16 protein-coding genes and 1 tRNA gene are annotated in these 14,867 nt (G+C 68.7%); 6 read left to right on the plus strand and 11 right to left on the minus strand.

Annotation, left to right across the window (positions count from 1 at the left end; genetic code table 11):
• From EK403_RS01960 to EK403_RS01995, 8 genes are all read right to left on the minus strand, one after another.
• The coding region (locus EK403_RS01960) for a DctP family TRAP transporter solute-binding subunit (RefSeq protein WP_164919461.1) at positions 1-626 on the minus strand (626 nt) is incomplete at its 3' end.
• A 90-nt stretch (positions 627-716) separates the two neighbouring features.
• On the minus strand, positions 717-1,865 hold the full coding sequence (locus EK403_RS01965; protein WP_128775804.1) for a mandelate racemase/muconate lactonizing enzyme family protein: 1,149 nt from the start codon (positions 1,863-1,865) through the stop codon (positions 717-719).
• Positions 1,866-1,893: 28 nt separating this feature from the next.
• Positions 1,894-3,180, minus strand: coding sequence for a TRAP transporter large permease (locus EK403_RS01970; protein ID WP_128775805.1), 1,287 nt, complete (start codon positions 3,178-3,180; stop codon positions 1,894-1,896).
• Positions 3,177-3,728: a TRAP transporter small permease gene (locus EK403_RS01975; protein ID WP_164919462.1), complete on the minus strand. Its 552-nt coding sequence runs from the start codon at positions 3,726-3,728 to the stop codon at positions 3,177-3,179. Before EK403_RS01975 ends, EK403_RS01970 begins: the two co-directional genes overlap by 4 nt.
• 5 nt (positions 3,729-3,733) lie before the next feature.
• A complete protein-coding gene (locus EK403_RS01980; RefSeq protein WP_128775807.1) occupies positions 3,734-4,552 on the minus strand; it encodes an alpha/beta fold hydrolase in 819 nt (272 codons plus the stop codon).
• Positions 4,553-4,557: 5 nt separating this feature from the next.
• The gene (locus EK403_RS01985) at positions 4,558-5,628 is read right to left on the minus strand and encodes an ABC transporter substrate-binding protein (protein ID WP_128775808.1); all 1,071 of its coding nucleotides are present in this window, start codon (positions 5,626-5,628) and stop codon (positions 4,558-4,560) included.
• Positions 5,629-5,645: 17 nt separating this feature from the next.
• A complete protein-coding gene (locus EK403_RS01990) occupies positions 5,646-6,482 on the minus strand; it encodes an ABC transporter permease (protein ID WP_128775809.1) in 837 nt (278 codons plus the stop codon).
• A gap of 20 nt (positions 6,483-6,502) precedes the next feature.
• The gene (locus EK403_RS01995; protein ID WP_245479457.1) at positions 6,503-7,282 is read right to left on the minus strand and encodes an ABC transporter ATP-binding protein; all 780 of its coding nucleotides are present in this window, start codon (positions 7,280-7,282) and stop codon (positions 6,503-6,505) included.
• Between the two features lie 211 nt (positions 7,283-7,493).
• On the opposite strand from EK403_RS01995, the gene EK403_RS02000 reads away from it, so the two are divergent.
• Positions 7,494-8,213, plus strand: a complete 720-nt coding sequence (locus EK403_RS02000) for a GntR family transcriptional regulator (protein ID WP_128775811.1) — start codon at positions 7,494-7,496, stop codon at positions 8,211-8,213.
• 49 nt (positions 8,214-8,262) lie between these two features.
• Positions 8,263-9,195 carry a ketopantoate reductase family protein gene (locus EK403_RS02005; RefSeq protein ID WP_128775812.1) on the plus strand — a complete coding sequence of 311 codons (933 nt, stop codon included), beginning with the start codon at positions 8,263-8,265 and terminating at the stop codon, positions 9,193-9,195.
• A 375-nt stretch (positions 9,196-9,570) separates the two neighbouring features.
• Here the strand turns inward: EK403_RS02005 and EK403_RS02010 are convergent.
• Positions 9,571-9,655: transfer RNA gene (locus EK403_RS02010), tRNA-Leu, on the minus strand.
• Between the two features lie 130 nt (positions 9,656-9,785).
• Between EK403_RS02010 and EK403_RS02015 the strand changes: the two genes are divergently transcribed.
• From EK403_RS02015 to EK403_RS02030, 4 genes are all read left to right on the plus strand, one after another.
• Positions 9,786-10,781, plus strand: coding sequence for a complex I NDUFA9 subunit family protein (locus EK403_RS02015; RefSeq protein WP_128775813.1), 996 nt, complete (start codon positions 9,786-9,788; stop codon positions 10,779-10,781).
• 10 nt (positions 10,782-10,791) lie between these two features.
• Positions 10,792-11,925 (plus strand): tRNA epoxyqueuosine(34) reductase QueG, encoded by a 1,134-nt coding sequence (queG, locus tag EK403_RS02020; protein WP_128775814.1) that lies wholly within the window; start codon positions 10,792-10,794, stop codon positions 11,923-11,925.
• Positions 11,922-12,782 (plus strand): SDR family oxidoreductase, encoded by an 861-nt coding sequence (locus tag EK403_RS02025; protein WP_128775815.1) that lies wholly within the window; start codon positions 11,922-11,924, stop codon positions 12,780-12,782. The genes queG and EK403_RS02025 overlap by 4 nt, the downstream gene beginning before the upstream one ends.
• Positions 12,783-12,857: 75 nt before the next feature.
• On the plus strand, positions 12,858-13,400 hold the full coding sequence (locus EK403_RS02030) for a DUF3617 domain-containing protein (protein WP_128775816.1): 543 nt from the start codon (positions 12,858-12,860) through the stop codon (positions 13,398-13,400).
• 12 nt (positions 13,401-13,412) lie between these two features.
• On the opposite strand, the gene EK403_RS02035 is transcribed toward EK403_RS02030, so the two are convergent.
• A complete protein-coding gene (locus tag EK403_RS02035) occupies positions 13,413-14,387 on the minus strand; it encodes an esterase-like activity of phytase family protein (protein ID WP_128775817.1) in 975 nt (324 codons plus the stop codon).
• Positions 14,384-14,867: cobaltochelatase CobT-related protein (locus EK403_RS22875; protein WP_428979563.1), on the minus strand; the 484-nt coding region annotated here is incomplete at its 5' end. The genes EK403_RS02035 and EK403_RS22875, both read right to left, overlap by 4 nt.

Consider the following 14,867-nt stretch of genomic DNA (forward strand, 5'->3'; position numbering starts at 1 on the left):
TTCGAGATCGGATTGTCCTGGCCGTCGACCACGCCCTGCTGCAGGGCCGCGAAGAGCTCCGGCCAGGCGATGGGGGTGGGCCGGGCGCCAAGCTGCCTGAAGGCGGCGATGTGGATCTCGTTCTCCATCACGCGGACGGTCATGCCGTTGAGGTCCTCGGGCTTCTCGACCGGATGCCTGTTGTTGGTCAGCATCTTGAAACCGTTCTCGCCATAGCCGAGACCGACGATGTCCTTGTCCTCGAACTTGGCGAGGATGTCCTTGCCGATCTGGCCGTCGAGCACGGCGCGCGCCTGCTTGGTGTCGCGGAACAGGAAAGGCACGTCGTAGATCAGCACCTCGGGCACGAAATTGCCGACAACCGACGTGCCCGTCATCGCCATGTCGACCGTGCCGAGCTGCAGGCTCTCGACGATCTCGCGCTCCCCGCCGAGCGCCCCGCCCGGGAAGATCGCGATCTTCAGCCGGCCGTCGGACTCCTTCTCGACGTAATCCTTGAACGCGGTGGCGGCGCTTCCGAAGTGGCTGCTCATCGGATTGACGAAGGTGTATTTCAGCGTCGTCTGGGCGACGGCGGGAGCCGCGAAGCCCAGAAGCAACGCGGCGGCGACGTAGAGGGCTCTCATCTGCGATCTCCGATGGTTGGGACGGACCGCCCCGGGGAACGCTTCCCGAAGGCCGCGGAGTTGGTCCTCCGCGGCCATGGTTCTTGGGACTCAGGCGACGCGGAAGCGCTCCACGACGCTCATGTCGGGTTCGAGCCCGAGCCCGGGCGCCTGGGGCACCGCGAGCTTGCCGCCGCGCGGCAGCGTCGCGTCGCCGTAGAGCTCGGCCTCGAAATCCAGATACAGACGCTCCACCAGCGGGACGGCCTGTCGGGACGCGCTGATGTGGACGGTCGCGAGCTGGCCCGGGCCGAAGATCGCGCAATGCGGCGTGAACTCGATCGCGCTCGCCTCGCAGAACGCCGCGATCTTCAGAAGCTCGGTCACGCCGCCGGTCTTGGCGACGTCCGGCTGCGCGATGTCGATCGCGCCGGCGTCGGCCATCGCCACGAAGTCGCGCAGCGAGCCCGCGTTCTCGCCCGCCGCGATCCGGTGGCGACCTGTCGCGCGCAGCCGGGCGAGGCCGCGATAGTCGTCCGGCGGGAAGATCGGCTCTTCAAGCCAGTGCAAATTCAGGCCGGCGAGCCGCTCGTCCATGGCGAGCGCCTCCGACACCGACCACGGGCAGTTCACGTCGAGCATGACGGTCGCCTCGGCGCCCGCCTCCTCGACCGCCGCGGCGATCTCCTCATATTTCACGTCGTGCAGCTTCACATAGCGGTAGCCTTCCGAGATCGCGCGGCGCGTCGCTTTCGCCACGCCCTCGGCCGAGCCATAGCGGAGCAGGCTGGCGTAGACCTCGACCTCCTGGACGAAGGGCCCGCCGATCAGGTCGACGAGCGGCAGCCGAGCCGCCTTGCCTGCGATGTCCCACAGCGCGATGTCGATCGCCGAGATCGCGTACATGGTGGGGCCGACCCGGCCGAAATTCTGCAAGCCGAATTCGAGCTTGTGCTTGATCCGCGAGATCGCGTTCGCTTCCTCGCCGACGACGATCGGGAGGATGCGGGTTTCGATCAGGCTCCTGAGCGACACGTCCTCGGCGCGCGAGAAGGCCTCGCCCCAGCCCACGAGGCCGGTGTCCGTCTCGAGCCGCACCAGCATCACGTCGAAGGCGTTCTTCGGATCGCTGGTGAACGACCATACCGGCAGCCCCTCGCCCGCGAACGGAAGCGAGACCAGGATGCACTCCGCCTTGGCGATGCGGCCGCCGGCCGACTTCGCGACGAGCTCCGCGCCCGCGCGCTGCGCAACGTTCACTTCAGCTCTCCGAAGGTGGCGGGGGCGCTCATTTCGCGCCCATCAGGTCGGGAAGACCGGTGCTGAGAACCGGCAGGAAGGTGATCAGCGCCAGAACCCCGAGCTGGAGCGCCAACATCGGGTAGATCTCGCGGCTGATGTCGGCCATGCGCACGTTGGCGATCATGCCCGTGACGGCGAGCAGACTCGCGACCGGCGGCGTGATCATCCCGAGGTTCAGATTGACGATCACCACGATGGCGAAGTGGGTGGGATCAATGTTCAGCGCCGCCGCCATGGGGGCGAGGATCGGGGCCACCACGAGCACGCCCGGCAACGGTTCGATGAAGATTCCGAAGGCGAGCAGGAAGACGTTGACGGCGAGCAGGAAGCCGATCGGCGAAAGCCCCAGCCCCTGGATCCAGGCGGACAGCATCTGCGGCGTCTGGGTGTAGGTCAGCATCCACGCGAAGGCCGAGGACACCGCGATGATCAGCAGGATCGCGGCGGTCATGAAGGCGGTGCGGGCGATGAGCTGGGGGAGCATCGGCCAGGTCAGCGTTCTGTAGACGACCATTCCGCAGAACAGCGCGTAGAACACGGCGATGACCGACGCCTCCGTCGGCGTGAAGGCGCCGGAATGCACGCCGACGACGATCAGCACGGGGAGCATCAGAGCGGGTATCGCGCGCCAGCCGGCGCGGAGGGCGTCGCCCCATGTCGGAGCCGGTCCGTCGCTCCGGAAGTCGCGCCTTCGGCTCGCCCACATGTTGTAGCCGAGCATCGCCGCGGAGATCATGAGGCCGGGGACGATCCCCGCCACGAACAGGCGGAGAACCGAGACGCCTTCGTCCTGCAGCGCGTAGAGGATCATCACGATCGAGGGCGGGATGATCGGCCCGACGATCGAGGCGGCGGCCGTGAGCGCGGCCGCATAGGCGGGCGGATAGCCGGACCTGCGCATCATCCGGATCAGCAGCGCGCCGGGGCCGGCCGCGTCGGCGAGCGCGGAGCCGCTGATGCCGGAGAAGAACGTGATGGTCAGGATGTTGGTGTAGCCGAGCCCGCCGCGCTTGTGGCCAACGAACATCGAGGCGAAGCGCAGCAGCACCTCGGCGAGCGCGCCGCTCGTCATGAGCTCCGCGGCGAGCAGGAAGAAAGGGATCGCCATCAGCGGGAAGCTGTCGAGGCCGGCGACGAGCTTCTGCGTCACCACGATCGGGTTGACGCCCGCGCTCAACACGGCGGTCAGGGTCGCGACGCCGAGCGCGAAGGCGATCGGAACGCCAAGCGCGAGGAACGCCACCAGCCCGCCGAAGAGCACGCCCGCCGTCATGCCGCCGCGGCCTCTTCGGGCTCGAGGTCGTCCGACGTCTCGAACGCGCCGTCCCGGACGTATGGGGCGAGGATCATCAGCAGATGCCAGACGGCGAGCCCGAAGCCGACCGGGACCGCCATGGCCACATAGGCGAAGGGCATGTGAAGCACCGGCGTGGTCTGCCGCCACGACCGCGCCACATAGCCGAACCCGACATAGGCCATGTAGGCCGCGAAGATCACGATCAGCGCCGCCACGACGACGCGAAGCGCCCGCGCGATGCGGGGCGAGGCTGCGACATGCAGGTTGTCGACCGCCACATGGCCGCCGAGCCGCAGCACCGGCCCGACGCCGACGAAGGTCAGCCAGACCATCAGATAGCGGCTGAGCTCCTCGGCCCAGAGGATGGCGTCGTTGGTGAGATAGCGCAGCGAGACGCTCACGAAGACCAGCACCGCCATCGCCGCGAGCGCGGCGATCATCAGCGCCCGGTTCGCGGCGAGCAGCGCCCGGTCGAAGACCCGCACGGCGTCGCCGAAGCGCCCGGGCGCCTTCGTCCAAGCCAACGCGGTCATTCGCCTGCGGGCGCTGGCGAAGCGTGGCGGCGCATGAACGCCTCCACGAGCGTGGTCAGATAGATCGGCGTCTCCTGCATCGGGCAGTGGCCGCAGTTGCGGATGACGACCAGCTCGGCGTTCGGATGCCAGACCATGAAGGCCTGCTTCAGGTCCTCCTCGAGAAAGCTCTCCTGGTCCCATTCGCCCGCGACCACGAGCAGCGGCGTCTCGGGCCGCGCCGCGGCGATCTCGGCGGAGAAGTCGTCGAGCGTCCACATGTCGAGATATTCGCGCACCGCCGCGTGATCGCGGGTGGTGCGGGCGAGCATCAGCTTGTGCTCGGACCATTCCTTGGTGAGGCGATGGTCGGTGATGCGGGACGCCAGTTCGCGCACCGCGTCGTCATCGACCAGCGTGCTCTCAAAGAAAGCGCGCCGCTCGGGACTCATCTTCACGGCCTTGGCCGACACCGGCCCCACGGCGATCTCGGACTTGATGCGGGCCGGATCGATAAGGACCATGCGCTCCACCACCATGCCGGTCATGGAGAAGCCGATGATGTGGAAGCGCTCCCAGCCGAGCGCGTCCGCCACCGCGAACGCGTCGAGCGCGGCCTGGGTCGAGGTGTGGGCGCCCGGAATGTCGATCGATCGGCCGTATCCTCGGATGTCCACGAAGGCGTAGGTGAACGCCTCTTTGTCCAGATAGAGGTGCATCGGCTTCCAGCTGGTGCAGTCCGCCAGCCAATCGTTGAACACGATGACGCCCTCCGGGCCGGAGCCCACGAGTTCGTAGCCGAGGACGACGGCGTCGCCCGCAGGGACCTTGTCCATACTGTTCACGGCGTCACCACCTTGATCTTCGAGAGGTCCGGGAAGTCGCCGGCGACGATCTCGGCCTGCGCCTTCCTGGCCGGACCCATGTCGAAGAAGGACTTCGCGTCGATCTTCGCGTTGAGCAGCTTGTTGGCGAGCAGGAAGTCCATCACGCCCTGCGTGCTCGCGATGTCGGCGTCGGTGAGCGTCAGGTCGATCGTCTTGATGTCGCTGACCGGCTTCGCGAGATGGCGGTCGAAGTCAGACGCGATCTTGAGGATGTCCGGAGGGAGCCGCGAGGTCTTGCCGAACCACTCATGCGCCTGGTCGATGTGGTTGGACGTCCACCAGGTCGCCATGATCCAGGCCTTGAGGAAACGCACCGCGCCGTCCTCGCCGTATTTCTCCAGCCATTTTCCGGAGAAGCCCTGCATCCCCATGTTCTCGCCGCGGGGCGCCATCCAGATCGGCTTGGCGAGCTTCTGCTGGATCAGCCGCTCCATCGTCGGGTCCCAGGTCGTCACGGCGTCGACGAGCTTGCCCTGGATCGCGTTGGTCTGCTCCGCGACGTCCTGGTTGATGAGCGTCATCTGCTGGAAGGGCTTGTCGACGCCAGCCGCGATCACCGCCTTCATGGCGCGCGGAAACGTGGTGGTGCCGAAGGGGGCTGAGAGCTTCTTGCCCTTGAGGTCGGCGAGCCCGCCTTCGAAGTCTGGCGTCACCAGGATGCCGAAGCGGGCGTCGTGCGTGAACTGCAGCACCTTCGAGCCCGGCATGCGGGCCATCGCGCGCAGCACGGGGGCGTCGGCCGCGAACACGTTGTCGATGTCGCCCGCGACCGCGGCCTCCGCGAGCGGGCCGCCGAACGTGAAGGTCTTGAACTCGGCCTCGATGCCGTTCAACGCCAGGATGTTGGTGTGCCGCAGCGTCTCGGCGATCTCGCCGCCGGCCGCATAGAGCGACTGGTAGCCGATGCGCACCTTGATGGTCTCCTGCGCCGCCGCCGGCTGACCGAGGCCGAGCCCGGCCGCGACGCCGATGATCGCCGCGCCAAGCAGCGCCCGTCTCGTCCCGTATGTCGTGATCCACGCCATGCGCCTGCTCCTTGTCGTCAGCGGGGCTGAGCCCACGGGATTAGCTTGCGTTCGAGCCACAGCATCGCGGCGTTCATGGCGAAGCCGACGACCCCGATCACGACCATTCCGGCCATGACCTTCTCGGTCTCGATCATCGTGCGGGCGAGCTGGATCATGTAGCCGAGGCCGGACGTCGCCGCGATCAGCTCCGCGGCGATCACGCAGGTCCAGCCGACGCCGAGGCCGACCCTCAGGCCCGCGACGATGTACGGGAGCGACGAGGGGAACAGCACCTGCCGCACGAACAGCATGCGGCCGGCGCCGAAGCTTTGCGCCACGCGGATGTGGATGAGCGCGACCGAACGCGCGCCGAGATAGGTGTTGGTGAAGATCGGGAAGAACGACCCGAGGAAGATGATGAACCAGGCCGACTTATCGCCCAGTCCGAACCACAGGATCGCGAGCGGGATCCAGGCGAGCACCGAGATCGGACGGATGAGCTCGATCAGCGGGTTGAGATAGGCGGCCGCGCGCGGCCAGACGCCGAAGGCGAGGCCGAGCGAGATCGCGACGACCGCGGCGAGGCCGAAGCCGACCGTGACCCTCACTATGCTTGCCCAGACGTCGCGCCAGAGCAGGCCGGCCTCGGACATGTCGACGAGCGCGTTCAGGATGGCGGACGGCGCGGGCAGCATGGCGCCGTCGATCCACCCGGTCCGCACCCCGATCTCCCAGGCGAGGATCAGGATCGGGATCAGCGCGTAATGACGAAGTCCGGCGAGCGTCGGCGTGACGCCGAGTCTCCACCCCTCCAGCGCCGTCTTCGTCGGCTTCGCCGTGGACGTCGGCAGGGCTCCGGCGGCGTCGGTCACGGCTTTTTCCCCCACGCCCGTCAAGCCGCGGCCAGGGCGACTTCGTCGCGCAGATGCGCGGCGAGTTCGTCCTTGATCGCGAGGAAGCGCGGATCGTGGGTCCGCATCGCCGGGTCGCGCGGACGCGCGATGTCGACATCGATGACCGCCTTGATGCGCCCCGGCCGAGCCGTCATCACCATCACGCGGTCGCCGAGGAAGATCGCCTCGTCGACATTGTGGGTGATCAGCACGAAGGTCTGGCCGGTCACCGACCAGATGCGGAGGATCTCCTCCTGGAGGACGTCGCGCGTCAGGGAGTCGAGCGCCGCGAACGGCTCGTCCATCAGCACCACGGCGGGCTCCGGCGCGAGCGCGCGGGCGATGCTGACCCGCTGCTTCATGCCGCCGGAGATTTCGTGCGGATACCGATCCTCAAACCCGTCCAGCCTGACGAGGTTCACATAGTGACGGACGATCTCGGCGCGCCTCGCCGCGTTCAGCCCCTTCGCCCGGAGTCCGAACTCGACGTTTTCGGCGACGGTCAGCCAGGGATAGAGGCCATATTCCTGAAAGATGACGATGCGGTCAGGCCCGGGCCCCGAGATCATGCGCCCGTCGATGCGCGCCTCGCCCTTGGACGGGCGCTCGAAGCCGGCGATCGCGTGCAGCAATGTGGTCTTGCCGCAGCCGGAGGGACCGATGATGCAGAGGAACTGGCCGGTGGGGATGTCGATCGACACGTCGTCGAGCGCAAGCACCTGCGAGCCCGGCTCGGACCCGAAGGATTTCGACAGCCTCAGGACGCTGATGTCTCCCACTGCCCCTCGCGCATTGTTTGATTGTCGACAATCAGACGACCCCATGCGACCCCGTTGGTCAAGCTCAAAAGCGCGCCACATGCTGCGTGTCTTATGAACATTGCCAATTCAATAGGATGAGTAGAAATATCCAAGCTTTTGTTCATTGTCGACAATCATTCCGGTCTCGGATAGTCAGTTCGCCAACGTCCTCAGCAGGAATCATTCCACGATGGGAATCGAGGGGCTCGCGCCGCCGCAGAAGCTGAGCCTCGACCGCGCCGCGGCGGCCAGCCTGCGCGACGCCATCCTGAGCGGGGCGCTCGCGCAGGGCGCGCGCCTCACAGAGACCAGGCTCGCGGCGCAGTTCAACATGTCGCGCGGCACGGTCCGGGCCGCGCTCCAGCGGCTCGTCGCCGAGGGGCTCGTGACGCAACGCCCTTATAGCGGCTGGGACGTCGCGGCCCTCAGCATCCAGGACACCTGGGAGCTTTCGACGCTGCGCGCGAGCCTCGAGGCGCTCGCGGCCCGGCTCGGCGCCGAAAGGATCGACGCCGAAGGACGGCGCTCCGTGGAGCGCGCCTTCGACGAACTCCGGATCGCGGCGGAAGGCGGGAGCGCCGACGAACTGGTGGCGGCCGACATGGGGCTGCACCGCACCCTGGTCGCGCTCTCCGGCAACAGGCGCCTGGGCGAGCACTACGATCTCATCGCCAACCAGGTCCGGCTCTACATCACGTCGTCGACGATCGTGGTGAAGAACATGTCCACGGTCGTCGAGCGGCACCGTGATCTGATCGAGCCGATCCTGAACGGCGACGCTGTCGGGGCCGAGGTCGCGGCCAAGGCGCACAGCATGCGCAGCGGCGCCGAGATCGTCGCTTTCCTTCGCGAGCAGGACCGGCCATCGAAGAACGGCGTCACCGCCCAGGAAGTTCGCACCCCCCTGTGACGCGACCGCGCCTCGCCCGCCAAACATGGCCGCCGGCCCAGGACCAACCATGCGCATTCTGATCGTCGGAGCCGGCGCCACCGGCGGATATTTCGGCGGCCGCCTCGCTCAGGCCGGCCGCGACGTGACGTTTCTGGCGAGGCCGGCCCGGGCCGAGCGGCTCCGGACGACGGGGCTCGAAATCGTCAGTCCGCATGGCGACTTCACAATCCATCCGAAGCTCGCCACCGCGGAGACGCTCGACGGTCCTTTCGACGTCGTCTTCCTGACCGTCAAGGCGTTCGCCCTTGAGCAATCTCTGGAGGACGTCGCGCCTGCGGTCGGTCCGGCCACCGCGATCCTGCCGTTCCTGAACGGCATGCGGCACGTCGACAGGATCTCCGCCCGGTTTGGACCCGACGCCGCAGCCGGCTGCGTCTGCAAGGTCGCCGCGACGCTCGACGACAAGGGGCGGATCGTTCAGCTCTCCGGACTTCAGGAGATCGCCTATGGCGAACTCGCAGGCGGCGTGACGGACCGGATGCGCCGGATCGACGAGACGCTGCGCGGCGCCGGCTTCGCGACGCGGCTGTCGGCCGACATCGAAAGCGAGATGTGGGCCAAGTGGGCTCTGCTCTCGACGCTTGCGGCCACGACCTGCCTCTTGCGCGGCGCCGTCGGCGAGATCGTCGCGGCCCCCGGCGGGGCCGACACGGCGTTGCGGATCCTCGACGAGGTCACGGGCGCGATCTCGCGCGTCGGCAAGGCGGTGGCGCCCGAAACGGTGCAGGCGATCCGCGCGATGCTGACGGAGCAGGGGTCGAAGCAGACCGCTTCGCTCTATCGCGACATCCTGATCGGATCGCCGGTCGAGGCCGATCAGGTGGTGGGCGACTTGGTCGATCGAGCGCGATCCGCCGGTCTGACGACGCCGCTTCTCGCCGCCGCCTACGCCCAGCTCTCGATCTACAATGGGAGAAGGCCGCTCGCCCCTTCGAGGTGAGTCGCCCGACGCGCCGGAGCGCGGAATCTCTGCGTCAATTCAGATGACCTCGCCGACGCGGCGCGATGGCGAAGGGCGGCTCGAGGGAAGGTGGCGAACGGTCGACGATCCTGAGACCCGGGTTCCTCTCATCGGCGCGCTCGGTTTCCTGCGCGCCGCCGCGCGGACGATGCATCGCGCGGCGTCCGCCCTGCCCGCACCTTCGGAGATGGCCGGCGCGGGCCAGCTCTCAGCCCGGCCCCTCGCCGCTCAAGCTCGCCCCAACTGCTTGGCGATCCAAAGTTTGGCCTCGCCCGAATCCCGGCGATCAAGCTGTCCGCGATCTCTCTCGCCCAATGCGGCGACGCGACTGACAGAACCCGCCTTTGAAAAAAGTGGTGCCCAGGAGAGGACTCGAACCTCCACGGTGTTACCCACACGGACCTGAACCGTGCGCGTCTACCAGTTCCGCCACCTGGGCCTGGCGCGGTCTTTAGGGGGGCGGGGCCGGACCTGTCAATGGCGGCGGGCGCGGCGCCTTCGCTTTACGCTTCAAGCGCTTTGTCCTACCTGTCGCGGCAGGATCCCAAAGCGCCTACGGAGTGACTGACATGGCGGCCGCCCGAGACCCCCGTCCGGTGGGCGACAAGCTGGTGACGGTGTTCGGCGGCTCGGGCTTCATCGGCCGGCACGTCGTGCGCGCTCTCGCCCGCGATGGGTGGCGTATCCGCGTCGCCGTGCGCCGCCCCGATCTCGCCGGCCACCTGCAGCCGCTCGGCGGCGTCGGTCAGATCGTCACGACCCAGGCCAATCTGCGCTATCCCGAATCGGTCGCGCAGGCGGCCAGGGGCTCGGACGCGGTGGTGAACCTCGTCGGCATCCTGTCCGAGAGCGGCAAGCAGAGTTTCGAGGCCGTGCAGGCGGAAGGGGCGAGCATCGCGGCCGAAGCCGCCAAGGAGGCGGGCGCGGCCCGCTTTGTCCAGATGTCGGCGATCGGCGCGGACCGGGCGAGCAAGGCGCAGTACGGCAAGACCAAGGCCGCCGGCGAGGACGCGGTGCTGGCAGTCTATCCGGACGCCGTGATCATCCGCCCGTCGATCGTGTTCGGGCCGGAGGACGACTTCTTCAACCGTTTCGCGGCGATGGCGCGCATGTCGCCCGTCCTGCCGCTGATCGGCGGCGGACGGACGCGGTTCCAGCCGGTGTTCGTCGGCGACGTCGCGCGGGTCGTGGCGATGGCGGCCGCAGGGGAGATCGCGGGCGGCGCCGGGGCCTATGAGCTCGGCGGCCCGGAGGTCATGACCTTCGAGGAGGTGCTGCGCTTCGTATTGAAGGAGACGGGCCGCGACCGCGCCCTGGTCCCGCTGCCCTTCGGCCTCGCCAAGCTGCAGGCCAAGGTCCTCCAGCTGCTTCCCAACGCACCTCTCACCGTCGACCAGGTGACGATGCTCGAGACCGACAACGTCGTGTCCGAGGACGCGAAGGCCGCGGGACGGACGCTTGAAGGCCTCGGGATCGAGCCCGCCTCGGCCGCGGAGGTCGCGCCCACCTATCTCTGGCGGTTCCGCAAGTCCGGCCAGTTCGAGAAGACCCGGACCGAGGCCTGACGGATCGGCGATGACGCCTGAGGCGCTCAAAGCCGACATCGTCCGGCGCGCCGCGGCGCTCGGCTTCGACGTGGTCCGCGTCACCCGGCCGGACGCGATCCCGCAGGCCGCGTCGCGCCTCGCCCGCGCGCTCGCCGACGGCCATCACGGCACAATGGGCTGGCTCGCCGAGCGCGCGGAGTGGCGCGGCGACCCGCAGGCGCTCTGGCCCGAAGCGCGTTCCGTCGTGACGCTGGCGATGAATTACGCGCCTGACCGGGACCCGCGCGTCGCCCTTCAGACTCCGGATCGGGCCGCGATCTCGGTCTACGCGCAGGGCGACGACTATCACGAGGTGATCAAGGGCCGGCTCAAGCAGGTGGCGGGCGCTCTCGCGGCCGCCGGCGCGCCCGCCAAGGTGTTCGTCGACACCGCGCCGGTGATGGAGAAGCCGCTGGCCGAGGCCGCGGGCGTCGGCTGGCAGGGCAAGCACACCAATCTGGTGTCGCGCGATTTCGGGTCCTGGCTGTTCCTCGGCGCGATCTTCACGACCGCCGAGCTGCCCGTCGACCCTCCGGCCGAGGATGCCTGCGGCTCCTGCCGGGCCTGCCTCGACGCCTGCCCGACCGACGCCTTCCCGGCGCCCTACCGGCTCGACGCCCGGCGTTGCGTCTCCTACCTCACGATCGAGCACGCCGGGCCGATCCCGCGCGAGTTCCGCGCCGGGATCGGCAACCGGATCTATGGCTGCGACGACTGCCTCGCGGCCTGTCCTTGGAACAAGTTCGCGCATGAAGGACGCGAGATGCGGCTCGCGGCGCGCGAGGCGCTCAAATCGCCGCCGCTCGAGGAGCTGGCCGCGCTCGACGACGCCGGGTTTCGCGCGCTGTTCGCGAAATCCGCGGTGAAGCGCATCGGCCGTGACCGTTTCGCTCGAAACGTGCTGGTCGCGATCGGGAATTCCGGCCGCCCTGACCTCGCCGAAGCGGCCGCCGCCCGTCTTGACGACGCCTCCGCGGTGGTGCGGGGCGCGGCCGTCTGGGCGCTGTCGAGGCTCGTCCCCGCTGCGACGACAAGAGCCCTTTTCGAGGCGCGGCGGACGCGCGAAACCGACGCGGACGTGCTCGGCGAATGGGACCGGGCGCTTGACCGGGAGGCTGCGTGAGACGGCTGGTCGTGTTCGGCTGCGGCTATTCGGCCCGCCGCTTCCTGGAGCTCCATGGCGCAAAGTTCGACGTTCTCGACGTCACCGCGCGGTCGCCGGAGACCGCGGCGGCGCTCGCCGAGGACGGGCTCTCGGCGCATGTGTTCGACGGCTCCGGCGCAACGCCTGCTTTGTCGCGCGCGATCGAGAGCGCGACCCATCTCCTGATCTCGGCGCCGCCCGACGACGCCGGCGACCCCGTCCTGCGCGGCGCGGCCGACGCCCTCGCCCGCGCACGGGCGCTCGAATGGATCGGGTATCTCTCCACCATCGGGGTCTATGCCGATATGGGCGGCGGCTGGGTCGACGAGGCCACCGCGCCGCAAGCCGAAAACGAGCGTGGCCGGCGGCGCGTCGAGGCCGAGGAAGCATGGCTCGCCTTCGGCGGACGCGCCGGGGCCGCGGTCCAGCTCTTCCGGCTTGCAGGCATCTATGGGCCCGGCCGCAGCGCGGTCGACAACATTCGGACTGGCACGGCCCGGCGGCTGGTGAAGCCTGGGCAGGTGTTCAACCGCATCCATGTCGACGACATCGCGGCCGCGGTCGCGGCCGGGATCGAACGCCCCGCCGTCGGCCCGGCGATCAACGTCACCGACGATGAGCCCGCCCCGCCGCAGGACGTCATCGCCCTCGCGGCCGGGTTGCTGGGCGCCGAGGTTCCGCCCGACATCCCGTTCGAGACCGCCGAGCTCTCGCCCATGGCGCGCAGCTTCTATTCGTCGAACAAGCGCGTCTCGAACCGCCGGCTCAGGGAGGAGCTCGGCGTCGAGCTCGCCTACCCGACCTATCGCGAGGGGATCGCGGCGCTCGCGAGCTGACGATCCGAGGGGTTGCGGCCCGCGCGGCCACGTGATCTTGAAGCCACAAAATAAGAGAACTTCAAGGAAGGCCCAATGTTCAAGCCGCTTATGCTGCTCCCGCTCGCCGTGATCGCGACCCCCGCCCTCGCGGCCGGCTTCGACCTGCCGCCGCGCAAGCCCGGCCAGTGGGAGATGTCGATCCAGGTCGACACCGCCGCCATGCCGCCTCAGCTCATCCGCATGTGCCTCGACGCCGAGACCGACAAGCTGCTCAACGCCAAGTTCGGCGGGATGGCGAGCCAGATGTGCTCGCGTCAGGACCAGAAGAAGGACGGCGATACGATCATCCTCGAGAGCGAATGCCGCATCGGCGACATGACGACCTCGTCGCACACCGTCGTGACCGGCGACTTCGACAGCGCATATACGATGAAGACGGACGTCAAGATGGGCGGCAGCAACGCCCCACGCGGCATCCAGGGCACAATCCCGCAAGGCCCGATGTCTCAGGCCACGACCATCTCCGCCAAGCGCGTCGGCGACTGCGCGACAGGCTTCAAGCCCGGCGACATGGATCTCGGCGAAGGCCGCACGGTGAACGTCAGGGACATGCCTGATCCCAAGCCGATGCAATGAGGCGGGCCGCTCCTAGCGCGGCAACGCGAACTGCATCAGCAAGGTGCGTTGGAGCGCCGAGAAATTGTCGTCGGAGAGCAGCGTGAGGACGGTCCGGCCGTCGGGCGCCCGATGCGCGGAGAGCGCTTCGAAATTGTCGATGCGCTGGGCGAGGCTCGCCTCCATGAGAACCGGGCCGTCCGCGGGGGCGCCGGCCGCGACGTCCTTTGCGGCGAGCCGCTTCAGCCTGACCGAGAGCGAGAAGGGCGGCCGGTAGCGCCGCTCCAGCATCACGAGGTCGCCGTCGGGAAGGCGGACGAGATCGGTCGGCGAGAAATCGTCGGTCCGGCGCACTGCGAAGGCGAAGGGCGTCTTGCCGCCTGCCACGAAGGCTCGGTTGTCGCCGTTCTCGTCCGGAAAATTCTCGGCGATGAGGACGATCGCGCCGCTCTTCAGCCGCGCCATCGCCTCGTAGCCGGAATTGCGCTTGGCGCCGGCGGCCGCCTTCGGCAGCGCGACCGCCTGCCCCGCGCCCTTCGGGCGTCCGTCGCCGTCGAGCGCGTAGCGCGTCAGCCAGTGGACGCGCTCCGACGAGACCCAGGCGGTCCGTCCCTCGATCTCAAGCGCTTCGGTGTCCGCGCCGCGTCGTCCGGGCAGCGGACGGCCGTCGCGGCCGGGCGTCGGCGTCCGCGTGAGGCCGGTGATCGCGACTGGCCGCTCGCCCTCATAGTCGATCGTCCCGCGGAACCAGGTCCCGCGGTCGCTGATGGCGGTGAGGCTGCGCCCCGTCTCGTCGACCCGAAGTCCGGACAGGCCGCCGAAATCGGCGTCGCGCGACTTGAGTTCGAGCCCACCGAGGAAGACGAGCGAGCCGAAGGTCGCGCCGACCGGCGTGCTCAGGTCGAAACGCTCGATCGGCGTGGAGGCGACTTCGACTGGCGTCGGCTCCTCCGCCCTGGCCGCGCCGCCCAGCGCAAGCGCGAGGGCGACTGCGAGCAGGATCCTCACGAATGGAGCCGTCGCTGGGGCGCCGGCGCCGGGGTCTCGTCGAACAGTTCGGCGAGCTTCTCGGTCATCGCGCCGCCAAGCTCCTCGGCGTCCACGATGGTGACGGCCCGGCGGTAGTAGCGGGTGACGTCATGGCCGATCCCGATCGCGATCAGCTCGACGGGCGAGCGCGTCTCGATCTCATGGATGACGCGGCGCAGGTGCTTCTCGAGATAGTTGCCGGCGTTGACCGAGAGCGTCGAGTCGTCGACCGGCGCGCCGTCCGAGATCACCATCAGGATGCGGCGCTGCTCGGGGCGGCCGAGCAGGCGGCGGTGCGCCCAGTCGAGCGCCTCGCCGTCGATGTTCTCCTTCAGCAGGCCCTCGCGCATCATCAGGCCGAGATTCTTGCGGGTGCGCCGCCACGGCGCGTCGGCGGCCTTGTAGATGATGTGGCGGAGGTCGTTGAGGCGGCCCGGCCCCATCGGCTTGCCGGCCGCA

This window comes from Hansschlegelia zhihuaiae (assembly GCF_004103825.1).
In the GTDB taxonomy this organism is placed as follows: Bacteria; Pseudomonadota; Alphaproteobacteria; order Rhizobiales; family Methylopilaceae; genus Methylopila; species Methylopila zhihuaiae.